Raw genomic sequence first — 24,149 nt, forward strand, 5'->3', positions numbered from 1 at the left:
AAGGGCAGAGAGAACATGACGACCACACACAACGCCCTCCTTCAAAGCCCGGACCACTCAGCCTCGACCACCGCGGTGCGCCTGGAGCAGGTGACCAAGGACTTCGGCGACGGCGTCCTGGGACTCGACGACGTCAACGCGGAGTTCGAGACCGGCAAGATCACCGTGCTGCTGGGCCTGTCCGGCTCCGGCAAGTCGACCCTGTTGCGCCACCTCAACGGATTGCGGCGGCCGACCTCCGGCACCGTCTCGGTGCTCGGCCAGGACGTGGCCGCGCTCAGGGGCCAGTCCCTGCGGTCCCTGCGCCGGGAGATCGGCGTGATCTTCCAGCACTTCAACCTCATCGGACCGATGTCCGTGCTGGAGAACGTGTGCACCGGCCGGCTGGGCTCCCTCACCGGCCCCCGGCTCTCGCTGATGATGTATCCCAAGGCCGTGCGCCGCGAAGCACTGGAGAAGCTGGACCGAGTCGGCCTGGCCGACCGGGCCTTCCAGCGGGCCGACACCCTCTCCGGCGGCCAGCAGCAGCGCGTGGCCATCGCCCGGGCGCTGATGCAGCACCCCCGGATCCTGCTGGCGGACGAACCCGTGGCTTCCCTGGACCCGGTCTCGGCCCAGGACGTCATGGGCCTGCTGCGCGAGATCTCGGCTGAGAACAACCTGACGGTGATCGCCTCGCTGCACCAGGTCCAGCTCGCCATCGACTTCGCCGACCGCATCATCGGGCTACGCAGCGGGCGGATCGTCTTGGACCGCACCACCGAAAACCTGCACGCCGCAGAGGCCTCCCAGCTCTACACCAGCGTCTCCGGCCTCGACCTGGACGAGCACACCCCGGAGCACGATCACGAGCACCAGGAAGGGCAGCCGGGTCCGCGGCCGGCTGGCCAGAGTGCCAGCACCAGTGCCGGGGTCGGTGATCACGCATGACCGTGACCGCCCCCCACCCGCCCAGCGTCCAGCTGCCGTCGCGCCCCACCCCGCTCGCGGGGACGGTCGCGGCCGGGCTCGTGCTGATCGGCCTCGTGGCGGCGGGGATCTGGTCGGTCAACTCCTTGGGCATCGACCTGGCGACCATCGTCCAGTCGCTGGACAACGCCGTCGCGTTCACCCAGCGGATGTTCCCGCTGGACTTCCCGCCGCTGGGTGAGACCCTCGGGTTGATCTTCGAGACCCTGGCCATCGTCTTCCTGGCCACGTTACTGTCCGTCGTGCTGTCCATCCCGGTGGCCCTGGCCGCCGCCAACGCCACCACGCGGGGAAAGGTCTCCCAGGGCACGGCGCGTACGCTCATCGTCCTGGCCCGGGCGATCCCCGACCTGGTGTTGGCCATCGTGTTCCTGCGGATGTTCGGCCTCGGTGCCACAGCCGGCATCCTGGCCATGGGCATCCACTCCGTGGGCATGGTCGCCAAGCTCTATGCCGACGCGATCGAGGAGCTCGACGACGGCCCCCGGGAGTCCGTCGAGGCCGCCGGTGGCAGCCGAGGCCAGCAGATCACGGCCTCCATCCCCCAGGTACTGATGCCCCAGCTCGTGGCCACCGCACTGCACCGCTTCGACATCAACCTGCGCACCTCCGTGCTGCTGGGCTACGTGGGGGTCGGTGGGATCGGCCTGGCCATCGCCGACGCCCTGCGCACGCTGAACTACCAGCGAGGCATGGCCCTGGCCCTGCTCGTCCTGGGGCTGTGTATCGGCATCGAGCTCCTTTCCGGGGCCATCCGGGCAGCGATCATGAAGGGCTCGGGGGGTTCCGTCGTCGGGGGTACCTGGGCCGACCGGCTCTTCAACCGCGGCGCCGCCGATGCTCCCGGCGCGGTGCGGCTGACCCCGCCGTGGACCGGCGCCCGGACCCAGCGGTTCCTCGCCGGAGTGGTCATCCTGGTGTTGCTGCTGGCATCCCTGTGGCAAGTCGAGATGTCCCTGGCCGTGCTGTGGCAGGGCCTGCTGGACCTGCCCGAGACCCTCGGCCTGTTCTTCCCACCCGCGACCGGGGGTGCCCTGGACGCGCTGGTGCAACAGCTGCTGGTGACGATCCAGATCGCCCTGGCGGCCACCTTCCTCGGCGCCGTCCTGGCCCTGCCGATCGGCGTCCTGGCGGCGAACAACGTCGTGGCCAACCGCGCCGTGCGCACCACCTTCCGGGTGTTCATCGTGGTGGTTCGCGGCATCCCGGAACTGATCCTGGCCATCATCTTCGTGGTCATCTCCGGCCTCGGCGGCGTGGCCGGCACCCTGGCCCTGGCCGTGGGCGCCGTCGGCCTGCTCTCCAAGCTCGTGGCGGACTCCCTCGAGGAGACCGACACCGCGGTCCAGGACGCGATGCGCACCGCCGGCGCCACGGAGGTCCAGGTGTTCTTCGCAGCCACCGTGCGCCAGGCCGCCCCGGCCTTTGTGGCCCACACCCTGTACCTGCTGGACTCCAACATTCGCGCCGCCACCCTGCTGGGGGTCGTCGGCGCCGGCGGCATCGGCTTCCTGCTCCTGAATGCCTCGCGCGTGAACCAGTTCGAGGTGGTCACCATGATCCTGATCCTCATGGTCGCCGTGGTACTGGCCGTCGAGGCACTGTCCATGTGGCTGCGCAAGACCGTCCGTTGACCCGCCGCGCACCACGCCCGCACCGAGAGCCCGGGCCCTCTGGACCTTCCTTAAAGAACTCCCCGTGAAAGAGGAAAACGCATCATGATTGAACTCGCCATCTTCGACATGGCCGGCACCACCATCGACGACCGCGACGAGGTGTACCGCGTGCTGCGCGAGGCCACCGAACGCCACGGAGCGCGCTACTCGGACGAGGTCTTCCAGCAGTGGATGGGTACCGAGAAGCGGTGGGCCATCGAGAACCTGCTGCGGATCGGCGGGGTCGACGCCGACGAGGCGTTCATCGATCAGGCCTTCGCCTGGTTCCTGGACGAACTCCGGCGCACCTACACCCAGAATCCCCCGGCGCCCCTGGACGGTATCGAGCCCGCCCTGCGCGAGCTCCGCGGCCGGGGCATCAAGATCGGCCTGACGACAGGCTTCTCCCGGGAGATCGCGGAACTGATTCTGGGCAGTCTCGGCTGGGCCGAGGGCGGGACCATCGACCGCCTCGTGGCCGGCGACGAGGTGCCGGCCGGCCGGCCCGAGCCCTTCCTCATCCAGAAGACCATGGCCGACCTCGGCGTGCAGGCTACCGCCGCCGTCATCAGCGCCGGTGACACCGCCTCGGACATCGAATCGGCCCGCCGGGCCGGGGTCACCTCGATCGGGGTGCTCACCGGACACCTGACCCGGGCCGAGTTCGAGGACCTCGGGGCCGAGCTCATCATCGATTCCGTCGCCGTCCTTCCCTCCCACGCGGTGCTGACCGGCGACCGCGCCGGAGGCAACCGGTGAACGGTACGGCAAGTGCCCTCGTCTGGCGCGGTGGCAGCTCCTTCGAGACGGTCGAGGTGGACCTGCCCCAGCCCGGGCCCGGGGAGACCCTGGTGCGCCTGACCGCAGCCACGGTCTGCGGCTCGGACCGGCATACCGTCAGCGGACGGCGCCCGGCCCCCTGTCCCTCCGTGCTGGGCCACGAGGGCGTCGGCACGGTCGTGACCACCAATGGGGGACGGACCGTGGACGGCGCTGCCGTGGTCCCCGGCACCCGCGTGGTCTTCGGCGTCACGCGCACCTGTGGCACGTGCGAGCCGTGCCGCCGGGGGCTCACCGCCAAGTGCACGAGCGTGCAGAAGGCCGGGCACGAATCCTTCGACAGCGATTGGCCCCTTTCGGGCACCTACGCCAGCCACATCCTGCTCCGTGACGGGCAGGCCATCGTCGCCGTCCCGGAATCCCTGCAGGACGGCGTTGCCGCGACCGCCGGATGCGCCGTGGCCACCGTGATGGCCGTGCTCGAACGTGCCGGTGAACTCACCGGCCGACGCGTGCTGGTCAACGGACTGGGCATGCTTGGCATCGTGGCCGTGGCCGCAGCCCTCCAGCGCGGCGCCGCAGAGGTCGTGGCCATGGACCCGAACGCGGAGCGCCGCAGCCTGGCCCGAGGGCTTGGCGCCACCGCCCTGGCCCCCGCGACCGATCGCCCCGGCACGGTCGACGTGTCCCTGGAACTGTCCGGAGCACCCGCGGGCGTCCGGAGCTGCATCGAGGCCCTGGGCATCGGCGGCACCGCGGTCCTGGCCGGCAGCGTCGCCCCGGCCGGGACCATCGAGGTGGACCCGGAGTGGCTCGTCCGCGGCTGGCGAACCCTCACCGGAGTCCACAACTACGAGCCCCGGCACCTTCAACAGGCCGTCGACTTCCTCGAGGACCTCGGCGACGGGTTGCCCTGGACCGACATCCTGGACGGCCCCATCGCAGCCGACGAGCTCGCCGCGGAGTTCCTGCGGGACGATGTCCCCCGGCTACGCACCGTGCTGATCATGTAGCGGCGACACCGCCCCGGCAAGGAGTCCGCCGTACGCTGCACGGCGGGCTCCTTGACCTCGGGCTGGCCCCAGCGCCTAGAGATGCCGCTGTGCCAGTCAACGCGTTCCCGTCCCGGCACCGATGGCCCGGTTACCGCTGGCAGGAGCCGTCACCGAGACGATAGCCAGGAGACGATGACTGAGCGTCACCCCGCACCCTGCCCGGCCACCACGGACCGTCCCCGCGGGGCCCTGACCGCCCTGTGCATGGCGGTCACCACCAGCTGGGGACTGCTCTACTACTCCCTGCCGGTGGCCTTGACCCAGGCCACCATGGCACTGGGCACCCTCACCCTCTATACCGTGACGATCAGCCTCATCCCAATACTGCTGGAACGCGGCGTGCCCTATGCAACGGCCGCTCCCACCCTGGGCCTGGTGGGCGCCGGACAGGTCCTCGGACGCCTCGGCTACTCAGCCCTGCACCGCACCACCACCCCGCAGGTCCGGACCGTGGCCATCCTCGGCGCCGGGGCGCTCGGACTCGGGGGCCTCGCCCTGGTACCCGGGCCATACTGGCTGCTCATCGCCCTGGACGTCATCACCGGCGCAACCCGAGGTTGCCTCACCCTGCTCCAGACCACCGCCGTCTCCGACCGATGGGGAACGCAACACTATGGCTCCGTCAATGCCGCCTTCACCACACCCATGACCGCCGTCGGCGCCCTGGCGCCCATCGCCGGCCCGATTCTGGCAGGCCCGCTCGGCAGCTATTCCGCCATGACGCCCCTGATCGCCCTGGCCGGTGATCGCCCCCACCCCTCTCAGGAGTGGACTGGGGAAGGATGACCTCCTGCACGCAGACCCGCACCCGCGGAGCTGACCGGAACGTTACAGAACTATGACCCAGCCCCGGTCGTTGGACTGGCTCCAAAGCCCGAAGCAGCGCTGCACAGGGCCGTGACCGAACGGTCCCACGCAGAACAGCACCTGCTGAAGGCTATTCGGGGCAGCCGTTGGGCAGGCCTGTCGCGGGAGGCCATCGGCGCACTGGTCCGCACCAGCGATGAGGCCACCCGGCCGCGCTATGCCCACACGGTGACGTGAACCGGCCAGCGGCCCAGGGGTCGGCCCATGCTGCCGGTTCCCGGACGGGCCATCGCCAGGCCGCTCGGCCGCATCTGAAACCGGGGCCCTCGGGGGCGTGGGCGTCCGTCAGCCGCGTACGCAACCGGCACGGCGATGCTGGGGCTGCCGGGCCGGATCAGATGAGCGGGAGGCGGTCTTCACCGTGTTCGATCTCCACGTGGAGGGCCGCACCCAGGGCCCGGGCGTAGCGGTGCAGCAGGTGGAGCCGGACCGTCTCCAGGTCTCCGCCCTCGATCGCTGCGACCTGGGCCCGGCTGATATCCATCCGGTCGGCCACGTCCTCTTGGGTTAACCCGGCGGCCTCGCGCAGGGCGCGCAGCGGCGTCCCCGGTACCTCGCTGGGTACATGCTCCACGTGCTGGGTCATGTCCGCCTCCTCGGGGGTGGTTCGATACCGCCCCAGTATCACACCGCGGACCACCCAAGCCGAGGGGACCGGCCATCCCAGGCCCTCCGCGTTCACCGCATGCGCGCGAGGACCACGACGCGCCGGGCCCGTCGATCCGGGGACTGCGCCTCAGGCGTCGGGTTCGAGTCCGGGCAGGGTCGCCTGCCCGATGCACGCGCAGTAGCGCTCGGACGGTGAGTGGTTGAGTTCCCGGGCGTCGTCCTCCCGGGCCAGGGCGGTGGCCAGCGCGTGGCGGGCCGCCCGGTTCAGCCCGAACCCACGGTCGACCCGGCGTCCGGCCGCCTCGGGGCAGTCCGCGGAGGCGTGGATGACCCGCTCGCCGGCGGTGCACCCCTCCACGGCCACGCCGCGCCGGATCGCCTCGGCCCGTTCCAGGGCCTGCTGGGCCCACCCCGCGTGCGAGAGCCCGGGCAGCCCGGTCGGGATGATCTCGGCCGGCCGGTACCTGGTGGGCATCTTCAGCAGCTCCCACGCCCCGCGGGCGTCCAGCCCCCACCGGGAGGCGACCGCCGGGCCCTCGGCCTGGATCGTGAAGCTCCGCCCCGCGACGGTGACGGTCGACCCCACCTCGAAGGGCGCCGGGCCGGACCGCGCTTCGCTCGACTGACTCATGGACCGCATGACCCTGAACGCTACCGGCCCCGGCGCCCGACCTCGCGGAGGCGGGCCCGGCACCGAGGGGAACCGCCGGCGGATGACGCCTGCGCCGACGTCGGCCCGGGTGGGTGTCAGCTAGGAGACACTGCCGGGCCAGCGTGCGCCATCGGGTTCGGCCTGCTCCTCGGAGGCCGTCCCGGACGGAGCGTCGAGGTAGATGTCCGCGACCGTCCCGATCGGGTTCCCCCGGATGTCGTACACGGTCGCATCCGGGTCGCGGCCCGGGGCGGGGAACGTGGCGGCCATGCGGGACTCCTGGGACGGTTCGGGTTCGGGGAGGTGGTGCTCACGGACCGCCGGTCTCGTGGCCTCGGGGAGTCGCGGTGGGCACCGGCACCCGGGCCGCCGCCAGCCGCTCGGCGGCCTCGACGACGTTGGCGACCAGCATCACGCGCGTCATGGGGCCCACTCCCCCGGGGTTGGGCGAGACCCACGAGGCGACCTCGGCCACGGCCGGCTCCACGTCGCCGACGATGCGCGTCCGCCCGTCCTCGCCCACCGCCTGGGAGACCCCGACGTCGAGCACGATGGCGCCCGGCTTCACGTCGTCCTTGCGCACCATGTGAGCGGCCCCGGCGGCGGCGATGACGACGTCCGCGGCGCGGATCTCCCGCCCGACGTCGGCCGTGCCGGTGTGCGCCAGGGTGACGGTGGCGTTGACCTCCTTGCGGGTCAGGACCAGTCCGGCGGGGCGGCCGATCGTCACCCCGCGGCCGATGACCAGGACCCGGCGCCCGACCAGGTCGATCCCATGGTGGCGGAGGAGCTCCACGCAGCCCGCCGGGGTGCAGGGCAGCGGGGACCCCAGCTCCCCGGAGACGGAGGCCACGAGCCGGCCGAGGTTCATCGGGTGCAGCCCGTCGGCGTCCTTGGCCGGGTCGATCGCCTCGAGCACCCGTTGGGTGTCGATGTGCGGGGGCAGCGGGAGCTGGACGATGTACCCGGTGCAGTCCGGGTCCTCGTTGAGCTCGCCCAGCACCGCCAGCAGGTCCTCCTCGGTGGTGGTGGCGGGCAGGTCCCGGCGCAGCGAGGCCACGCCGACCTCGGCGCAGTCCCGGTGCTTGCCGGCCACGTAGGAGCGGGACCCGGGGTCGTCGCCCACCAGCACCGTGCCCAGGCCGGGGACGATCCCGCGCTCGGCCAGCGCGGCCACCCTCCGGGCCAGGTCCTCCTTGATCGCCGCTGCCGTGGCGCGGCCGTCCAGTACTCGAGCAGTCATGCCAGATGCCTTTCGACGTCGTCTGTGGGGGTGGGAGGGCCCGGCGACCCGGGCCCTCCCGTCGTGCCGTGGTGCCGCCTCAGGAGCGCAGCTTCTCCATCTCCGGGTCCACGAGGGGTTCCTGGGCGATGGTGGCCGCGACCTCCCGGTCGAAGGTCCGGACGGTGACCCGGTCCCCGGGCACCAGGTGCTCCGGCACCCAGGCCAGCGCGATCGGCCGGTGCACGGTGTAGCCGTAGTCGGCGCTGGTGACGAAGCCGGCCGGGGCGCCGTCCACCAGGACCGGCTCGTGCCGGCCGGTGAGCACCGTGGTGCCGTCGTCCACGGTGAGGCAGCGCAGGGCCCGGCCGCGGCCCGATCCGGCCAGCCCGGCCTGCTCGGCGAGGGCCTGCGCGCCGACATAGCCGACCTTGTCCTTCTTGACGGCGAAGCCGAGGCCGGCCTGCTCGGGGTAGTGCCCGGTGTGCACGTCCGTGCCCCAGGAGCGGTACCCCTTCTCCAGGCGCAGGCTGTTGAAGGCCCCCCGCCCGGCAGCGATGATGCCGTGCGGCGCGCCGGCCTCCCAGAGGGCGTCCCACAGCCGGGCGCCGTCCTCGGCGGCCGCGTAGATCTCCCAGCCCAGCTCGCCGACGTAGGAGAGCCGGAGCAGGCGGACGGGGATGCCGGCGATCTCGGTCTCCACGCCCTGGAAGTACCGCAGGCCGTCATTGGTCAGGTCCTGGTCCGTCAGCGGCTGGACCACCCTGCGCGCGTTGGGCCCCCAGAGGCCGATGCAGCAGGTCGCGTCGGTGATGTCCTCCACGGACACCGGGCATTCGGGGTGGGCCTCGGTGAACCTCCGGGCCTCCACCGCCAGGTAGTTCGCGTCGATCCCGCCGTTGATGCCGGCCATGAACCGCTCGTCCCCGAGCCGGGCCACGGTGATGTCGCTGCGGATGCCGCCGGCGTCGTCCAGCATCAGCGTGTAGGCGACGGCACCGACCTTGCGCCGCATGTTGCCGGTGGTCAGGCGGTCCAGGAACGACTCGGCGCCCGGACCCGTGATGTCCACCCGGCGCAGGGCCGTCATGTCGTACATCGCCACGTTGGTGCGGGTGGCATGGGCCTCGGCCGCGCTGATGGGCGAGGAGTACTGTCCGGACCAGGCATCCCGCTGGGGCGGGACCCACTCCGCCGGCAGGTCCTCGAGCAGGGACGCGTTCGCCTCGTACCAGTGCGGGCGCTCCCACCCGGCCGCCTCCAGGAAGAAGGCCCCCAGCTCGCGCTCCCGTTCGACGAAGGGCGAGAGCCGGAGGTTCCGCGGGGAGTCCTTGGGCTGCAGGGGATGCTTGATGTGGTAGACCTCCACGAAGCTCTGGGCGGAGGTCTCCTGGATGTAGTCGTGCTCGAGCTGGACCTCCTCGAACCGGTGCAGGTCCATCTCCCGCAGGTCGGAGTCGCTGTGTCCGTCCACCAGCAGCTGGGCCAGGGACCGGGCCACACCGGCCGAGTGGGTGACCCAGACCGCCTCGGCCACGTAGAGGCCGGACACGTTCGAGGCCTCGCCCACCAGGGAGTTCCCGTCCGGGGTGAAGGAGAAGATGCCGTTGAAGGCGTCCTCCACGGTGGTCTGCGCCAGTTCGGGCAGCAGCCGGCGGCTGTCGTCCCACGCGGGGGCGAAGTCCTCGGGGGTGAACTCGAGGCGGGAGGGCATCCGGTCGTTCTCCACGTCGACCTGCCGGGGCATCTCCTCGTAGCGCGTCGGCATGGGCCGGTGCCCGTAGGAGCCGATGCCGATCCGGGAGCCGTGCTGGCGGAAGTAGAGGTTGTCCTCCTGCAGGCGCAGGATCGGCAGCCGGGCATTGTTGCCGGTGCCCACCGCCTCCTCCGTCTCGCCCCGGAGGGAGGGCAGGGACGTGGTCCGGACGTACTGGTGGGCCATGGGCACCAGGGGGATGGTCATCCCGGCCATCTCCCCCAGCTCCGGACCCCAGAACCCGCCGGCGCAGACCACGATGTCCGCGGGGACGACCTCGTCCCCGCACCGCACCCCGGTGACCCGCCCCGAGGCCTCCTCGATCCCGGTGACCAGGGTGTTCTCCCGGAACACCGCCCCGCGCTCCTCGGCCCGGCGGCGCAGCAGCTCGACCGCCAGCAGGGAGGAGGCCAACCCGTCGGTGGGCACGTACAGGCCCCCCAGCAGCCGGCTCTCGTCCACCAGGGGGTGCAGGCGCTTGGCCTCCGCGGGGTCCACGACCCGGGATTCCACACCCCAGCAGGCGTTGAAGTTGTTGCGGCGGTGCAGTTCCGCCAGCCGCTCGGGAGTGGTGGCGACCTCCAGCCCGCCCACGGGATTGAACGCGGCGGCCCCGTCCTTCACGAGCCCGAGCAGCTTGGCGCCGGTGTAGGCCGCCAGCTCGGAGAGCAGTTCCGAGGGGGAGGACTGGAAGACCAGCCCCGGGGCGTGGGACGTCGACCCGCCGGTGCGCGGGATGGGCCCGCGGTCCAGGACGGTGACGTCCGTCCAGCCCCTCTGGGTGAGCTCGTCGGCCAGGTTGGCGCCGACGATGCCGGCCCCGATGACCACGACGCGGGGAGATTCCATGGTGTGTCCAATCCTTCGGTCCCCGGAGCGGGGAGTCATACACAAGTCGTATATGAGCAACGTAGTGAGGTGGGTCACGTGCCGTCAAGAGGGTCCCGGGCCGGTCTGCGCTTCCTCTATGGCTATTGCGCCGCACCCTCACGTGGACTACGGTCTCCCAAGAACGCGATATACGTCTCATATGCCAGCTACGTGTGGACAATGGGTCACCGAGACCGAGGAGCAGTCCCCCGAATGAACTCCGCCCCGCCCATGGCGCTCGGAGCGCCCGCCCGCGCGCCGCGGGCATCCTCCCGCTCGGCGGCCCAGCCTCTCCTAGGCTCTGTCCTAACCGTGGAGACCGCCCGAGGAGCGTCGATGCACACCGTGGAGAAAGCACCCAAGCGCATCACCCTGGCCGAGCGTGCCTACCAGGAGATCCGCACCCGGATCATCGACAACCGCCTGGCCCCCGGCACCCCCCTGGACGAGGAGGCGCTGATGACCGAACTGTCCATCGGCCGCACCCCGCTGCGCGAGGCCGTCAAGAGACTGGAATCCGAACGGCTGATCACCATCTACTCGCACCGGGGCACGTTCGTCCCGGAGGTGACCGTCCGCGACCTGCGGGAGATCTCCGACGCCCGCCGGCTGCTCGAGGGCTACGCCGCCCGGCGGGCCGCCCTGCAGGCCACGGAGGACGGCCGCCGGGACCTGCAGTCCTGCCTGCAGGAGCTGCAGTCCCTGGACGCCCGGTCCCCGGCGGACCTCATCCAGGTCGATGGACGGATCCACGAGTCGATCTACCGCGCCATGGGCAACCGGTACATCGAGGAGAGCCTGGTCCAGTACTTCTCGCTGTCCATGCGCATGTGGAACCACGTGCTGCCCCGCCTGGGCACCATGGAACCCCACGTGCAGGAACACCTCGGCCTGCTCCAGGCCATCCTCGACGGTGATGCGGAGGAGGCGGAACGCCTCGCCGTGGACCACGTGACCCACTTCGAGGACATGGTGGTCTCCGCCCTCTAGGGCACTCGACCTTCCCCTCGGCGGCCCCGGCCGCCACGCATCCCGACAGACACCCACCCGACCCGGGCGACCAACGCCCCGCACAGTAAGGCCAGATACCCATGACCACGTCCACCACCTCCCCCGCCGTCGAGTCGGCCGCGACCACCGGACCGGCCTCCACCACCCGCGCGGTCCTCTCCCTGTCCTGCACCAATGCCCGTGGGATCGTCCACGCCGTCTCGGGTGCCCTGATGTCGGTGGAGGCCGACATCACCTCGTCGCAGCAGTTCGACTCCCCGGACACGGGCAACTTCTTCATGCGCGTCGAGTGCACCATGGAGGCGCCCCTCGCCGACCTGGAACGGGCGCTGGAGCCGGTGGAGGAGGAGTTCGGCATGGAGATCGGCCTGTGGGAGGCCTCCCGCAAGACCCGGGCCCTGATCATGTGCTCCAAGGACGGACGCACCCTGAACGACCTGCTGTTCCAGCAGCGCGCCGGCACCCTGCCCATCGACATCCCCGTCATCGTCTCCAACCACCTCGAGCTGCAGCCGATGGCCTACTTCTACGGCATCCCCTTCGTGCACATCCCCCTGATCAAGCGCCCCGACGGCACCGACAACAAGGCCGAGGCCGAGGCCCGGCTGATGGAACTGGTCAACGAGTACGACATCGAACTGGTCGTGCTGGCCCGCTACATGCAGGTCCTCTCCGATGACCTGTGCCGCAAGCTCGGGGGCCGGGCCATCAACATCCACCACTCCTTCCTGCCCTCCTTCAAGGGCGCCAAGCCCTACCACCAGGCCCACGAGCGCGGGGTCAAGCTCATCGGCGCCACCGCCCACTACGTCACCCCGGACCTGGACGAGGGCCCGATCATCGACCAGACCGTCCAGCGCGTCACCCATGCCCAGTCCGCTCGGGACTTCGTCAACATGGGCCGCGAGGTCGAGGGCTCCACCCTGTGCCGGGCCGTGCGCTGGCACGCCGAGCACCGGGTGCTGCTCGACGGCAACCGCACCGTCGTCTTCGACTGACCCACCACCCCCCACGCGCGCACGCGCGCACCCCAGGGCCCGGCCGGCCCCGGACCCCCCGCCCCCCGGCGGGGCCCGGACCCGGCCGGGCCCCGCCGCGTCCACCCCCCGGCCGGCCACTGGGCGCCGGTCCGCCGCGCCCCCGCGGACGGCCGCGGGCGCCGTCGAGCGGGCCCGGGTCCGCAGGACTCTCGGCCATGCCCCGCACCCCGGCCGGCGGACCCGGGAGAGGTCACAGGTCGTCGTCGAGCCGACCGGCGAGGATCCGCTGGGCGTTGACCTGCAGGATGCCGAGCGACTCCTGGACCAGGGGCGAGGTGATGCTGCCCCGGCGCACGGCGGCGACGATGCGGCGGGCCGGCTTGCCCGCGCCGGCCAGGCGCAGCCGCACCACGTTCTCCGCGCCGTGCAGCGGTGCCAGGCGCGGCAGCAGGCCCACGCCCAGGCCCGCGCCGACGAAGGCGATCTGCGTCTCCCACTCGACCGCCTCGTGGGCGATCCGCGGCGTCACCCCGACCGACGTGAACGCGGCGGTGAACAGGGAATGGTAGGTGGAGCCGGGCGTCTCGGTGATCCAGGGCTCCTGCGCCAGCTCCTCGAGCGTCACCGACGTCCGCGATGCCAGCGGGTGGTCGGCCGGGATGATCACGTCCAGGGGATCGTCGAGCAGGACCGTCTGCTCGAAGCGCGGGTCGTCCTCGGCATACGCCTCGGACTGCATGGCCACCATGACCGCCAGGTCGATCCGCTCGGCGACCAGCAGGTCGAAGCAGCGGGCCGGGTCGGCCTCGAGGACGTGGACCTGCACCAGGGGGTGCGTCGCGCGCAGGGTGGCGGCCAGCGGCGCGAGCAACTGGGCGGCCGCCGTCGAGAACCCGCCGAGGCCGAAACGGGACGGCATCTGGTCGCCGGCCTCCATGGCCGCGGTGCGCAGGCTCTCCCACTCGGCGATGAGGGCGTCCGAGCCCGTCACGAGGAAGCGGCCGGCGGCGGTCAGGCGCACTCCCCGGCCGTCCTTCGTCAGCAGCTGCATGCCGAGCGCGTGCTGCAGCCCCCGCAGCTGGGCGGAGACGGCAGACGGCGAGTAGCCCAGGAGGTCTGCGGTGGCGCCCACGGTGCCGCACCGGGCGAAGACGCGGAGCGTGATGAGGCGGGGATCGATCATGCACATATTGTGCACGGTTATCTCCGGGAATTTGCGCTTTTTCCGCAGGGCCAGTGTGCCTAATGTCACATGCATACCCCTTGGGAGCCGGTCCGGTGACCACCAGTTCCAGGTCGTACCGATCGCCCCTGCCAGACCCCTCCGGGAGGAAACACATGACTGCTGCAGTGAACGCGCCCCTCGCCTCGCGCGGGACACTCTCTTCCGCGGTGCCCGCCGAGCAGATGGCGGAGATCAGCGAGTTGTTCAGCGCGCGCCGCGCGGGATACTCCCTCGAGGCCCCGTTCTACACCGACCCGACGATCTTCGGCGTCGACATGCAGGCCGTCTTCGGCCAGCACTGGATCTTCGCGGCCAGCATCGCCGAGCTCCCGGAGCCGGGCGACTACGTCACCGTGGACTACGGACCCTACTCCCTGATCGTCCTGCACAACGACGAGGGCGGCGTGAACGTGCTGCACAACGTGTGCCGCCACCGCGGGGCCCGCGTCCTGACCGAGCCCGCGGGGACCACGGGAAACCTGGTGTGCGGCTACCACTCCTGGACCTACTCCCCCGAGGGTGACCTGATCCACGCCTCGGCTCCCGGGGAGGCGACGTTCGACAAGGGGTGCTTCGGCCTGCGGCGCGCCCACAGCCGCATGGTCGCCGGCCTCATCTTCGTCTGCATCGCGGACGAGCCGCCGGCGGACTTCGACGAGACCGCGAAGATCTTCGAGCCCTACCTGGCGCCCCACGAGCTGTCGAAGACGAAGATCGCCTACCAGCAGAACATCGTCGAGGAGGGCAACTGGAAGCTCGTCATGGAGAACAACCGTGAGTGCTACCACTGCGATGGCCACCCCGAGCTGGCCTGCTCCCTCTTCCCCACCTGGGGCCTGTCCGAGGGCCTGATCCCGGCCCACCTCGAGGAGGTGTGGGACCGGAACAAGGAGGCGCAGTCCTCGCTCGAGGACCGGTGCCGCCGCTACGGCCTGCCCTACGAGGTCGTCGAGGAACTCGACACGCGCATCGCGGGCATCCGGATCTCCCGCGAGTCGCTCGACGGCCACGGTGAGTCGTTCTCGCCCGACGGGCGCCGGCTCTCCAAGAAGCTGCTCGGGGACCTGCGGGACTTCCGACTCGGCCGGTGCTCGATGCACCTGCAGCCCAACAGCTGGTTCCACTTCCTCGGGGACCACGTCATCACTTTCGGCGTCTTCCCCATCAACGAGCACCAGACCCTGGTGCGCACCACCTGGCTGGTGGCCGACGACGCCGAGGAGGGCGTCGACTACGACCTCGAGAAGCTCACCTACACCTGGAAGCAGACCAACCTGCAGGACAAGGCGTTCGTGGAGCTGTGCCAGAAGGGCGCCGGCAGCCCCGCCTACCAGCCGGGCCCCTACATGAAGAGCGAGTACCAGGTGGAGGCGTTCATCAACTGGTACGTGCAGCGCGTCCAGGAGCACCTGGCATGACCGGACGAGTCACCGAGGCGGCCCTCCAGCAACCACAGCGGATCCGTGGTCTCGAGATGCCGTGGAACAGGGTGATGGGCGCCGCCGAGGGCCCCGCGGGCGCCGCCCGCGCCCTGGGTCCCTGGCATCCGCAGGAGTTCAGGGCGGAGTGCGTCGAGACCGTTCCCGAGGCCGGGGACATGATGACCTTCGTGTTCCGCCGCTGCGACGGGGCGCCCCTGGCGTTCCGTCCGGGCCAGTACGTGAACGTCGCCTTCCCCGTCAACGGCGAGGACCAGGAACCGGTGGACCGCAGCTACTCGCTGTCCAGTTCGCCCACGCAGCCGTGGACCTTCGCCATCTCGGTCAAGCGCGACCCCACGGGGCTCGTCTCGCCCTGGGTGCACGAGAACGTCCGGCCCGGCACCGTCCTCGAGATGCTCGGACCGGTCGGGGCGTTCCACCTGCCCGACGCCGACCGGCGGGCCCGGTACCTCCTGCTGGCCGCCGGCGCGGGCATCACCCCCATCATGTCGATGGTGCGGACCATCCACTCCCTGCCGGGCCAGGCCGACGTCGTGGTGCTTTACCACGGCGCGCAGGCCGGAGGCTATGCCTTCCACCAGGAGCTGACCTACATCGCCTCGGTGGATCCGCGCATCAAGGTCTTCTGGTCCCTGGGGGACCGCAGCATGCCCGAGGGGTGGGAATGGCTCGCCGGGAGGCTGACGGCGGCCATGCTCGAGGAGGTGGCCCCGGATGCCAACGGCCGGCAGGTCTACGCCTGCGGACCGGAGGGATACCTGAACACGGCCGCCGATCTGCTCCGGGCGGTCGGCGTCGACGACACGTCCATCAACATGGAGTTCTTCTCGGGAGACCGGCAGACCCTTCTGGAGTACGAGGCGGAGATCGCGCTGGCGGCGGACATCGCGGAGGAGATCGCGGAGGAGATCGCCGACTCCGCCGAGGACTACTACGACAGCCAGCCCAGCGCGTTCGGGATGTACGAGCCGGGCTACGACGCCGAGGGGACCCCGCGGGCCACGGGCCTGCCCCTGGAGGCCGTCGGTCCGGACGCCCCCCACCCCGACGGCGGCCCGGAGGCCGGTGGGGAGACGGGCGCGGAGGCTGGTCCCCCCGACGCCTCGGCCTTCGACACGGTGGGCACCGGGAGCCTCACCCTGTCCTTCCTGCGCACCGGCCTGAACGTGCGCATCGATCCCGACGAGCACATCCTGGAGGTCGCCCAGCGTGCCGGCGTCAGGATCGGCGCGAACTGCAAGGAGGGCATGTGCGGTTCCTGCAAGGTCGTCAAGCTCTCCGGGGAGGTCGAGATGAACCACCAGGGCGGGATCCGCCAGCGGGAGATCGATGCCGGCAAGTTCCTGCCCTGCTGCTCCACCGCGCAGACCGACGTGGTGATCGACGCCTAGCCGCCTCGCGGCCGGTCCCGGAGGACCACCTCCGGGACCGGCGTGCCTACGGGCTGCCGAGGACGAGGATCCCGGCCAGGGACACGAGCAGGATGACGGTGGTGGAGGCCACCCCCAGCAGCATCGGCCTGGGGCCCACCCGGACGAGGCTGGGCAGGTGGACGCCCAGCCCCAGGGCGAACATGGCGGCGGCCAGCAGGAGCGTCTGGAGCACCTGCAGGATGGACAGCAGGGCCTCGGGCAGGACGCCCGCCGAGCGGACCAGCATCGCGGCGAGGAAGCCGACCACGAACAGCGGGACGATCGGCGGCCTCCGCTCCCCCACCGCGGCGCCCCGGTGCCGCCGGACGATCGAGATGCCGGCGATGATCGGCGCCAGGGTGATGACCCGCGCCAGCTTCACGGTGACCGCCACGGCCAGGGCTCCGCCCCCCACGGCACCGCCGGCGGCCACCACCTGGGCGACCTCGTGCGTGGAGGCACCGATCCACAGGCCGGTCATCTCCTCCGGCAGGCCCAGCAGGCCGCCGAGGAACGGCACGAGGGGGATCACCAGGGTGCCGAAGAGGACCACGAGCGCGACGGCCGTGGCCACCTCCTCCTCCTCGGCCGGGGCCGCTCCCTCCACGGCGGTGACCGCGGCGGCCCCGCAGATCGAGAACCCCGCGGCGACGAGCAGCCGCTGCGCCGGGCCGACGCCCAGCAGGCGCCCCACCCACAGCGTGGTGAGGAACGTGAGGGTCACGGAGAGCACGACGACCAGCAGGATCCCGAGGCCCAGGTCCAGGATGGCGGAGAGGGACAGCTGGAACCCCAGGAGCACGATCCCGGTGCGCAGGAGCCTCCTCGAGGAGAACGCCACGCCCCGGCAGAGCGCGGCGGGAACCCGGGCCACGTTGCGCCACACCGCACCCCCCAGGATGGCGAGCAACAGGGCGCTGGCTCCCGGCACCGCCTGCGCGCCCAGCCAGGCCACCAAGGCACCGGCCAGGCACACGCCCAGGCCCGGCAGGACCGCAGCGGGACGGCGGGTCGGCCGCGGAGGGCCGCCTCCCGTTCGGACCGCGGGGACGGCGAGGCCGGGTGCGGGGTGGGGCGGGACGGCGCCTCGGCCGGGGGAACTCACGCCCTCGACGCTCGCATCCGCCGGGGACCTCCGGTAGCCCTCCGTTCGCCATCGCCGCCATATCATGGTGATATGTCCCTGGCAGCGAACCTCGACGACTGGTTGAGCCTGTCCATGCTCCGCCTGCTGGTCGGCGTCGCGGACCACGGCAGCCTCAGCGCCTCCGCCCGCGCCGCGCGGATCGCCCAGTCGAATGCCTCCCGGTCCCTGAGGACGCTGGAGAGGCGGCTGGGCTACACGCTGCTGCTCCGCTCCACCCGCGGCTCGACGCTCACCCCGGAGGGGATGCTCACGGTCGAGTGGGCCCGGGAGGCACTCGAGGCGATCGATCGGCTCCACGCCGGCAGCGAGGCCCTCGCCGACTCCGGTCGTCACGAGGTGACCATCGGCACCAGCATGACCATCGCCGAGCACCTGCTCCCCGGATGGATCGGGACGTTCCGGGCCCGGCGGCCGGACGTCGCCACGAGGCTGCAGGTGATGAACTCCGCGAGCGTGATCGAGGCCGTGGGCACGGGGACGGTGGCCCTGGGCTTCGTGGAGACCCCGGACATCCCCTCCTCCCTGCGGTCCGCGCCCGTCTGGACCGACGACCTCGTGGCGGTGACGAGTCCGGGACACCCGTGGGCCCGCCGCGCGCGGCCGGTGCCCACCCGCGAGCTGGCCGTCACCCCGCTCGTGGAACGGGAGCTGGGCTCCGGGACGCGGGCCTTCCTGGACCGGCTCGTCAGCGCCGGACGGCCTCGACCCCTCCTGGAGCTCAACAGCAACGCGGCCATCTGCCAGGCCGTCGCCGAGGGCATCGGGCCGGCGGTGCTCAGCCGACTGGCCGTCGAGAACTGCCTGCGCACGGGGCAGCTGGTGGAGGTGCCCACGGTGGGCGCGGCCCTCGACCGCACGCTCCACGCGCTGTGGAGGGACCCCGCCCCGACGGGCCCCGCCGCGGAGTTCCTGGACATCGCACTCGGCGGGGCACGGGCCGGGAGCTGACCGGGGACGGCGCGGCCCCGTGCCGGTGGTCGCCTCGCGAGGCCTTCTGGCGGCCCGGTCCGCCGTTGTACCGTCGGGGCGTGATCGTCCCCCAGATTCCCCCGGGCCCCGAGGCGGTGGCCGACCACTACGACGAGCTCGACCCGGTCTACCGCCGCTTGTGGGGAGAGCACGTCCACCACGGCCTGTGGGCCACGGGCCGCGAGACGCCCGTCGAGGCCGTCGAGGCCCTCGTGGACACCGTCGGCGACCGGCTGCGGCTGGCCCCCGGAGAGGCGTGCGTCGACATCGGGTGCGGCTACGGCTCCACCGCGCGTCGCCTCGCCGCCACGCGCGGGGTCCGGGTCATCGGCATCACGCTCTCCGCCGAGCAGGCCCGCCATGCCGCCGCGCATCCCGCGGCCGGGGTGGAGGTGCGCCGGGGTGACTGGTTGGACAACGGGCTGCGCGCGGCCTCGTTCGATGCCGCGTGGGCGATCGAGTCGAGCGAGCACATGGTGGACAAGCCCCGGTTCTTCGCCGAGGCGCACCGCGTGCTCTCCCCCGGCGGACGCCTCGTCGTCTGCGCCTGGCTCTCGGGGTCCGGGGCGAGCGGATGGCGGGTCCGCCACCTGCTCGAGCCGATCTGCCGTGAGGGGCGCCTGCCCTCGATGGGCACTCGCGAGGAGTACGAGGCCATGGCCGAGGCCGCCGGATTCGCGGTCGAGGGCTACGAGGACGTCAGCCGCCGCGTCGCCCGGACCTGGACGATCTGCGCCCGCCGCGCCCTGGTGGCCCTGCTCCGGGACCGAGAGTCCCGCCGGCTGGCCCGCCGCGGCCGCAACCGCGACTTCCTGCGGACGCTTCCCCGGCTGGTCCTGGCCTACCGCACGGGGGCCATGCGGTACGGGATCCTCACCCTGTCCACGGCCCGGGCGGACGAGGACGGAGTGCCCGGCACCAGCGGGACCGGTCCCTCCGCCCCGCGGGACTAGTCGTCCGCGCCCCCGGTATCCGCGGGCCCCGGGTCGGCGACCACCTGCCGGAGGACCAGTCTCGGTGCGGCGCCCACCGAGCGGAACGGCCGCGGGCCGCACCCGCCATCCCCGGCAGGCTTCGCGCACCGTTCACCGGCCGATCACGCGACCGTGGTGCGGGCGGGGGACAATGGACCGTCGACGACCTGCCGCCGCGGAGGAGGCCACCCATGATCCACCACGCCTGGCCCGCCCGTGCCTACGCGCACCCCTGGGGCTGGGAGGTGGTCCTCCCCGGCCGGGAGGCGTCCGTCCGGGACGGGGCGGGGTCGCCCCGCCGGCAGACGGCGCCGGGTCCCGGGCCGGATCCCCGCGAGGCCCCCGCCACGAGCGACGGTCCCCGGGTGCGGAAGGTGCTCCCCCACGACGAGGTGTCCCTCCGCGGCGGTCCGCGCCTCCCCCCGATCGAGCCCGCCGTCGACCCGGGGCCCTGACGGCCCGGGCCGGAACTGCTCGAGGCCCGGACCACCTCCGCCCGCGGCAGCGTCGACCGCACCTCGGGGGACGCGGGCCGGCCGATGACCTGGCCGTGGCACGACCGGCCCGGATCCGGTCCTGGACGGTGATCGCCGCCGCCGCGGACGCCCGCTGCACCCCGGACCTCGTCGCCGCGCTGCGGCGGGCGCCGTAGGGCCGGAGCTCAGCCGGCCCGCTGCAGCCCCGCCGCGGCGTGCCCCGCCTTCGGCGACGGCAGGCCGACGGCCGTCCCGGGGCGGGGGAACACCCGCACCTCCCCGACCACGCTGATGGCCACGCGGTCCCCCGGCAGGGGCAGGTCCCGGCCGAGCAGGCGGGCGCGGACGCCGTCCACGGGCTCCGGCAGTTCCTCGGGCAGGCCGTCGGCTGCGGCCACGCCGGGTACGGTCGCGGCGTCCCCGGGCAGGTCGAGCTCCACGATCGCGTCATGGCCGAAGTACTCCACCTCGCGCACGGTGGCCTCGCACGGGGTGGTGCCGGACGGGGCCACGGTGATCTGCTCGGGCCGGATCATCGCCTGGACGGGGCCGTCCGCGGCGGTGCCGCGCACCGGCAGGTCGCCGAGGGCGCAGCGCAGCCGGCCGCCGGACACCGTCCCGGACACGAACACCGCGTCTCCCAGGAAGGCGGCGACGCCGGCGTCCGCGGGGTCCCCGTAGGCCTCACGGGGGCGGGCCACCTGCCGGAACCGGCCGCCGTCGAGGATGGCCACCTCGTCGGCGAAGGACAGCGCCTCGCCCTGGTCGTGGGTGACCAGCACGGCGGTGGCGCCGGTGGCCTTCAGGGCGCGGGCGGTCGCCTCGCGGGTGGCGGCCCGCAGGGCGGTGTCCAGGGAGGAGAACGGCTCATCCAGCAGCACGAGCTCGGGCCGCGGGGCGAGCGCCCGCGCCAGCGCCACGCGCTGCTGCTGCCCGCCGGAGAGCTGGTCCGGCCGGCGGTCGGCCGCCTCCGCGGGCAGTCCCACGAGCTCGAGCAGCTCGAGCACCCGGGCGCGGTGCCGGCGGCGCGGCCAGGGCAGCCCGAAGGCGACGTTGGCGGCCACCGTCAGGTGCGGGAACAGCCCGCCCTCCTGGCGCACGTAGCCCACGCCCCGGCGCTCGGGCGGGACCCAGGTGCCGGGCCCGGCCACCGCGCGGCCGCCGATGCGCACCTCGCCGGAGCGCGGGGCCAGGAAGCCGGCCACGACGCGCAGCAGCGTCGTCTTGCCGTTCCCGGACCCGCCCAGCACGGCCGTCGTGGTGCCGGCGGCGACCGTCAGGTCCACGTCCTGCAGCACCGCGTCACGGCCGTACCCGGCGGTGACGCCGCGCAGCGTGAGCTCGCTCATTCTTCCTCCAGGATCTGCCGCCGCAGCAGCAGGGTCAGCGGGACGGACAACACGATCATCACGGCCGCGTAGGGGGCAGCGGCCGCGTAGTCCAACTGGCTCGCCTCGCGCCAGAACGCCAGCGCCAGGGTGTCCATGCCGGTGGGGGCCAGCAGCAGGGTGGCGGTCAGCTCCGTGCTGACGGCCAGCGCCACGAGCACCAGCCCCGTGCGCACGGCCGGGGCCATGAGCGGCAGGACCACCCGCACCAGCACGGCCGGACCGCCCTGTCCCAGCGAGCGCGCGGCCTCGGACAGCTCGGGCGGCGCCGCGGCCAGTCCGGCCCGCAGCGAGACCATCGCGCGGGGCAGGAACAGGATCGCATACGCCAGCACCACCAGCCACACCGTCTGGTACAGCGGCCGCACCCAGGTCACCGCGAGGGTGACCAGGGCCAGGCCGATCACGACGCCGGGCAGGGAGCTGGCCACGAAGGTGACGCGCTCGAGCAGCAGGGTCAGCCCGGACCGGCGCCGGTTCAGCAGCCAGGCCCCCGGGAAGGCGGCGAGCGTGGCCGCCAGGGCGCCCAGGGCCGCGAGCCCCAGCGTGCTGAGGGTGACGGCGAGCAGGTCCCCGTCCAGCAGCCCGGCCGGCCCCGGCCCGGCGAGCAGCCAGCGGACCACGGTGACCACCGGGACCACCAGGGCGGCGCCGACGAGGGCGGCCAGGAACGCGAGCGCGGGCACCGTCCAGGCCCCCAGCCGGTGGGGGACGGCGCGGCGCTGGGTCCCGGAGCCGAGGCGGGCGACGCGGCGCCGGCCGCGGGCGACGAGGTCCAGCAGCAGGGCCACGAGGCACAGCCCGACGAGCACGGAGGCGAGCAGGCTGCCGGCGGTGTCGCTGAAGCCCACGGCATACTGCTGCATGATCGCCGTGGTGAAGGTCTGGAACCGCATCATCTCCAGCACGCCGTACTCCGCGAGCAGGTGCAGGGCCACGAGCAGCGCGCCGCCGCTGAGCGCCGGTCGCAGCCGGGGCAGGACGGTGCGGACCATGGCCGCCGTCGGCGAGAGGCCGAGGGAGCGGGCCACCTCCTCGTCGCCCGGGTCCAGGGCGCGCAGCAGCGCCGCGACGGGCAGGAAGACGAACGGGTAATAGGCCAGCGTGGTGACGAGCGCGGCCCCGCCGAACCCGGTGAGCCCGGGGGCCACGGTGACCCACGCGTAGGCGCTGACGAAGGAGGGCACGGCCAGCGGGGCCAGCAGCAGCGCGCGCCACGCCCCCGCGGCCGGCAGTGCGGTCCGCTCCACCAGCCAGGCGGCCAGGGTGCCCACCACGACGGCGGCCGGCACGGTCACGGCGATGAGCATCCCCGTGTTGCCCACCAGTTTCCCGATGCGCGGCCGGGCCAGGTAGTCGACGGCCTCGGCCCAGCCGTCCGCGAGGGCGCCGGGCAGCACGATGAGCAGGGGCAGGACCGTCAGGACCGCCACGAGCACGGCGGCGAGGGCGACCGGCCAGGGGGCGGCGCCGGGAGGGGGGCCGAGGCCGGTGCGGCGGCCGGCACCCGGCAGCGGGCCCGCGAGGGGGCCGGCCACGACGGTCCCGGCGGGCCCGGCTGCCCGGGCTGTCCGGCTCCCCCGGCCCGGCCGGGTGGCGACGGGACGCGGGTCCGCGTCCGCCCGCGGGCTAGAGGATCCCGGCATCCGTCATCAGCTCGATCACCGTGCCGGAGTTCAGCGCGGAGGGGTCGACGGCGGGGGCCTCGAGCTCGTCCAGCGGGGGCAGCGCCGGGTCGGACTCCACGCCCTCGCCGACGGCGTACTCCATGGAGCCGGAGTCCACGAGCGCCTGCTGCCCCTTCGGGCCGGTGACGTACTCGAGGAACTGCTGGGCCTCGTCCGGCATGTCCGAGGACGCCAGCACGCCGCCGGCGGACAGGCTCACGAAGGCCCCCGGGTCCTCCCCGCCGAAGTAGTGCAGCCTCGTGTTGCCGCTGCCCTCGCCGGCCTCGGCCTGGTCGCGGTACCAGTAGTAGTGGTACATGATGCCGACCGGCACCTCGCCGGCGTTGACCGCCTTCATGGTGGCGATGTTGTTCTGGTACACCTCGGCGTTCTCGGCCAGGGACTCCAGCCACGCGCGCGTCTCCTCCTCGCCGCGCTCGGCGAGCATCCCGGCCACGATCGCCTGGAAGTCCGCGCCACCCGGCGCCGCACCCCACTTGCCGGCCCACTCCGGGTCGGCGAGGTCCATCATGGACGTCGGCAGCTCGTCCTCGCTGATGAGGTCCGGGTTGTAGACGAGGACCGTGGAGCGGGCGGCGATCGGCACCCACAGTCCGGAGGAGGGCGACAGGTCCTCGCGCAGCTGCTCGCGGGTGCCCTGGTCCACCTCCGCCAGCAGGCCCTCGCGCTCCACGACGGTCATGGCCGGGGAGTTCTCCGTGAGGAAGACGTCCGCCGGCGAGGCCTCACCCTCCTGGACGATCATGTGCCCCATCGAGGAGTCCTGGCCGTCGCGCACCTGCGTGGGGATCCCGGTCTCCTCCGTGAACGCCTCCGCCACGGCCTCGGTGACCTCGATGTGCTGGGCGGAGTAGACCTGCAGCGTGTCCGGCCGTGCCTCGTAGGCCTCCTCCGCGGAGGTCCCTCCGCCCGCCGGTTCCCCGGCTCCGCCGCCGCACGCGGTCAGGGCCAGCGGCAGGGCCAGGGCGAGGGCGAGCAGGGAGCGGGTCGTGGTCGGCATGG

General features: G+C 72.7%; 22 protein-coding genes. 12 read left to right on the top strand and 10 right to left on the bottom strand.

What is annotated here, in order from left to right:
- The first annotated feature begins 15 nt into the window (after nucleotides 1-15).
- From phnC to E7744_RS08620, 5 genes are all read left to right on the top strand, one after another.
- A complete protein-coding gene (phnC, locus tag E7744_RS08600) occupies nucleotides 16-930 on the top strand; it encodes a phosphonate ABC transporter ATP-binding protein (protein WP_137773758.1) in 915 nt (304 codons plus the stop codon).
- Nucleotides 927-2,603 (top strand): phosphonate ABC transporter, permease protein PhnE, encoded by a 1,677-nt coding sequence (gene phnE / locus E7744_RS08605; protein WP_137773759.1) that lies wholly within the window; start codon nucleotides 927-929, stop codon nucleotides 2,601-2,603. Before phnC ends, phnE begins: the two co-directional genes overlap by 4 nt.
- A gap of 84 nt (nucleotides 2,604-2,687) precedes the next feature.
- Nucleotides 2,688-3,383 carry an HAD-IA family hydrolase gene (locus E7744_RS08610; protein WP_137773760.1) on the top strand — a complete coding sequence of 232 codons (696 nt, stop codon included), beginning with the start codon at nucleotides 2,688-2,690 and terminating at the stop codon, nucleotides 3,381-3,383.
- Nucleotides 3,380-4,417 (top strand): zinc-binding dehydrogenase, encoded by a 1,038-nt coding sequence (locus tag E7744_RS08615; RefSeq protein ID WP_138424641.1) that lies wholly within the window; start codon nucleotides 3,380-3,382, stop codon nucleotides 4,415-4,417. Before E7744_RS08610 ends, E7744_RS08615 begins: the two co-directional genes overlap by 4 nt.
- Nucleotides 4,418-4,591: 174 nt before the next feature.
- Entirely contained in the window at nucleotides 4,592-5,245 is a 654-nt protein-coding gene (locus tag E7744_RS08620) for a hypothetical protein (RefSeq protein ID WP_246858369.1), read from the top strand.
- Nucleotides 5,246-5,660: 415 nt separating this feature from the next.
- On the opposite strand, the gene E7744_RS08625 is transcribed toward E7744_RS08620, so the two are convergent.
- The 5 genes from E7744_RS08625 to E7744_RS08645 all read right to left on the bottom strand — a co-directional run bounded on the left by E7744_RS08625 (nucleotide 5,661) and on the right by E7744_RS08645 (nucleotide 10,414).
- Nucleotides 5,661-5,912 (bottom strand): helix-turn-helix transcriptional regulator, encoded by a 252-nt coding sequence (locus E7744_RS08625; RefSeq protein ID WP_137773762.1) that lies wholly within the window; start codon nucleotides 5,910-5,912, stop codon nucleotides 5,661-5,663.
- A 150-nt stretch (nucleotides 5,913-6,062) separates the two neighbouring features.
- Nucleotides 6,063-6,566, bottom strand: a complete 504-nt coding sequence (locus E7744_RS08630) for a hypothetical protein (protein WP_137773763.1) — start codon at nucleotides 6,564-6,566, stop codon at nucleotides 6,063-6,065.
- Nucleotides 6,567-6,686: 120 nt separating this feature from the next.
- The gene (locus E7744_RS08635; RefSeq protein WP_137773764.1) at nucleotides 6,687-6,857 is read right to left on the bottom strand and encodes a PRC-barrel domain-containing protein; all 171 of its coding nucleotides are present in this window, start codon (nucleotides 6,855-6,857) and stop codon (nucleotides 6,687-6,689) included.
- A 40-nt stretch (nucleotides 6,858-6,897) separates the two neighbouring features.
- A complete protein-coding gene (locus tag E7744_RS08640) occupies nucleotides 6,898-7,830 on the bottom strand; it encodes a bifunctional methylenetetrahydrofolate dehydrogenase/methenyltetrahydrofolate cyclohydrolase (protein ID WP_137773765.1) in 933 nt (310 codons plus the stop codon).
- A gap of 79 nt (nucleotides 7,831-7,909) precedes the next feature.
- Nucleotides 7,910-10,414, bottom strand: coding sequence for an FAD-dependent oxidoreductase (locus E7744_RS08645; RefSeq protein WP_138424642.1), 2,505 nt, complete (start codon nucleotides 10,412-10,414; stop codon nucleotides 7,910-7,912).
- Between the two features lie 357 nt (nucleotides 10,415-10,771).
- On the opposite strand from E7744_RS08645, the gene E7744_RS08650 reads away from it, so the two are divergent.
- Nucleotides 10,772-11,425 (top strand): GntR family transcriptional regulator, encoded by a 654-nt coding sequence (locus E7744_RS08650; RefSeq protein WP_137773766.1) that lies wholly within the window; start codon nucleotides 10,772-10,774, stop codon nucleotides 11,423-11,425.
- 101 nt (nucleotides 11,426-11,526) lie between these two features.
- Entirely contained in the window at nucleotides 11,527-12,444 is a 918-nt protein-coding gene (gene purU / locus E7744_RS08655) for a formyltetrahydrofolate deformylase (RefSeq protein WP_137773767.1), read from the top strand.
- A 232-nt stretch (nucleotides 12,445-12,676) separates the two neighbouring features.
- On the opposite strand, the gene E7744_RS08665 is transcribed toward purU, so the two are convergent.
- Entirely contained in the window at nucleotides 12,677-13,609 is a 933-nt protein-coding gene (locus tag E7744_RS08665; protein WP_137773768.1) for a LysR family transcriptional regulator, read from the bottom strand.
- 155 nt (nucleotides 13,610-13,764) lie between these two features.
- Here E7744_RS08665 and E7744_RS08670 point away from each other — a divergent pair, with 155 nt between their 5' ends.
- Both E7744_RS08670 and E7744_RS08675 read left to right on the top strand, forming a co-directional pair.
- Nucleotides 13,765-15,069, top strand: a complete 1,305-nt coding sequence (locus E7744_RS08670; protein WP_137773769.1) for an SRPBCC family protein — start codon at nucleotides 13,765-13,767, stop codon at nucleotides 15,067-15,069.
- Complete coding sequence (locus E7744_RS08675) at nucleotides 15,066-16,484, top strand: ferredoxin reductase (RefSeq protein ID WP_137773770.1); 1,419 nt, start codon at nucleotides 15,066-15,068, stop codon at nucleotides 16,482-16,484. The genes E7744_RS08670 and E7744_RS08675 overlap by 4 nt, the downstream gene beginning before the upstream one ends.
- A 46-nt stretch (nucleotides 16,485-16,530) precedes the next feature.
- On the opposite strand, the gene E7744_RS08680 is transcribed toward E7744_RS08675, so the two are convergent.
- The gene (locus tag E7744_RS08680) at nucleotides 16,531-17,610 is read right to left on the bottom strand and encodes a YeiH family protein (protein WP_371415334.1); all 1,080 of its coding nucleotides are present in this window, start codon (nucleotides 17,608-17,610) and stop codon (nucleotides 16,531-16,533) included.
- 72 nt (nucleotides 17,611-17,682) lie between these two features.
- Here E7744_RS08680 and E7744_RS08685 point away from each other — a divergent pair, with 72 nt between their 5' ends.
- The 3 genes from E7744_RS08685 to E7744_RS08695 all read left to right on the top strand — a co-directional run bounded on the left by E7744_RS08685 (nucleotide 17,683) and on the right by E7744_RS08695 (nucleotide 20,050).
- Complete coding sequence (locus E7744_RS08685) at nucleotides 17,683-18,600, top strand: LysR substrate-binding domain-containing protein (RefSeq protein WP_137773772.1); 918 nt, start codon at nucleotides 17,683-17,685, stop codon at nucleotides 18,598-18,600.
- A gap of 80 nt (nucleotides 18,601-18,680) precedes the next feature.
- A complete protein-coding gene (locus E7744_RS08690; protein ID WP_246858371.1) occupies nucleotides 18,681-19,574 on the top strand; it encodes a cyclopropane-fatty-acyl-phospholipid synthase family protein in 894 nt (297 codons plus the stop codon).
- A 212-nt stretch (nucleotides 19,575-19,786) separates the two neighbouring features.
- Entirely contained in the window at nucleotides 19,787-20,050 is a 264-nt protein-coding gene (locus tag E7744_RS08695; RefSeq protein ID WP_137773774.1) for a hypothetical protein, read from the top strand.
- Nucleotides 20,051-20,256: 206 nt separating this feature from the next.
- Here the strand turns inward: E7744_RS08695 and E7744_RS08700 are convergent, their stop codons facing one another.
- The 3 genes from E7744_RS08700 to E7744_RS08710 all read right to left on the bottom strand — a co-directional run bounded on the left by E7744_RS08700 (nucleotide 20,257) and on the right by E7744_RS08710 (nucleotide 24,147).
- The gene (locus tag E7744_RS08700) at nucleotides 20,257-21,420 is read right to left on the bottom strand and encodes an ABC transporter ATP-binding protein (protein WP_137773775.1); all 1,164 of its coding nucleotides are present in this window, start codon (nucleotides 21,418-21,420) and stop codon (nucleotides 20,257-20,259) included.
- Complete coding sequence (locus tag E7744_RS08705) at nucleotides 21,417-22,997, bottom strand: iron ABC transporter permease (protein ID WP_246858372.1); 1,581 nt, start codon at nucleotides 22,995-22,997, stop codon at nucleotides 21,417-21,419. The genes E7744_RS08700 and E7744_RS08705 overlap by 4 nt, the downstream gene beginning before the upstream one ends.
- 91 nt (nucleotides 22,998-23,088) lie before the next feature.
- Nucleotides 23,089-24,147, bottom strand: coding sequence for an extracellular solute-binding protein (locus E7744_RS08710; RefSeq protein ID WP_137773777.1), 1,059 nt, complete (start codon nucleotides 24,145-24,147; stop codon nucleotides 23,089-23,091).
- Nucleotides 24,148-24,149 lie beyond the last annotated feature (2 nt).

Source organism: Citricoccus sp. SGAir0253, from assembly GCF_005877055.1.
In the GTDB taxonomy this organism is placed as follows: Bacteria; Actinomycetota; Actinomycetes; order Actinomycetales; family Micrococcaceae; genus Citricoccus.

Coding starts and splice junctions, on each gene's coding strand:
- phnC (WP_137773758.1), top strand. CDS start 16: ATGACGACCACACACAACGCCCTCCTTCAAAGCCCGGACCACTCAGCC.
- E7744_RS08665 (WP_137773768.1), bottom strand. CDS start 13,609: ATGATCGATCCCCGCCTCATCACGCTCCGCGTCTTCGCCCGGTGCGGC.
- E7744_RS08645 (WP_138424642.1), bottom strand. CDS start 10,414: ATGGAATCTCCCCGCGTCGTGGTCATCGGGGCCGGCATCGTCGGCGCC.
- E7744_RS08640 (WP_137773765.1), bottom strand. CDS start 7,830: ATGACTGCTCGAGTACTGGACGGCCGCGCCACGGCAGCGGCGATCAAG.
- E7744_RS08625 (WP_137773762.1), bottom strand. CDS start 5,912: ATGACCCAGCACGTGGAGCATGTACCCAGCGAGGTACCGGGGACGCCG.
- E7744_RS08650 (WP_137773766.1), top strand. CDS start 10,772: ATGCACACCGTGGAGAAAGCACCCAAGCGCATCACCCTGGCCGAGCGT.
- E7744_RS08635 (WP_137773764.1), bottom strand. CDS start 6,857: ATGGCCGCCACGTTCCCCGCCCCGGGCCGCGACCCGGATGCGACCGTG.
- phnE (WP_137773759.1), top strand. CDS start 927: ATGACCGTGACCGCCCCCCACCCGCCCAGCGTCCAGCTGCCGTCGCGC.
- E7744_RS08620 (WP_246858369.1), top strand. CDS start 4,592: ATGACTGAGCGTCACCCCGCACCCTGCCCGGCCACCACGGACCGTCCC.
- E7744_RS08710 (WP_137773777.1), bottom strand. CDS start 24,147: ATGCCGACCACGACCCGCTCCCTGCTCGCCCTCGCCCTGGCCCTGCCG.
- E7744_RS08675 (WP_137773770.1), top strand. CDS start 15,066: ATGACCGGACGAGTCACCGAGGCGGCCCTCCAGCAACCACAGCGGATC.
- E7744_RS08685 (WP_137773772.1), top strand. CDS start 17,683: ATGTCCCTGGCAGCGAACCTCGACGACTGGTTGAGCCTGTCCATGCTC.
- purU (WP_137773767.1), top strand. CDS start 11,527: ATGACCACGTCCACCACCTCCCCCGCCGTCGAGTCGGCCGCGACCACC.
- E7744_RS08695 (WP_137773774.1), top strand. CDS start 19,787: ATGATCCACCACGCCTGGCCCGCCCGTGCCTACGCGCACCCCTGGGGC.
- E7744_RS08630 (WP_137773763.1), bottom strand. CDS start 6,566: ATGAGTCAGTCGAGCGAAGCGCGGTCCGGCCCGGCGCCCTTCGAGGTG.
- E7744_RS08670 (WP_137773769.1), top strand. CDS start 13,765: ATGACTGCTGCAGTGAACGCGCCCCTCGCCTCGCGCGGGACACTCTCT.
- E7744_RS08610 (WP_137773760.1), top strand. CDS start 2,688: ATGATTGAACTCGCCATCTTCGACATGGCCGGCACCACCATCGACGAC.
- E7744_RS08700 (WP_137773775.1), bottom strand. CDS start 21,420: ATGAGCGAGCTCACGCTGCGCGGCGTCACCGCCGGGTACGGCCGTGAC.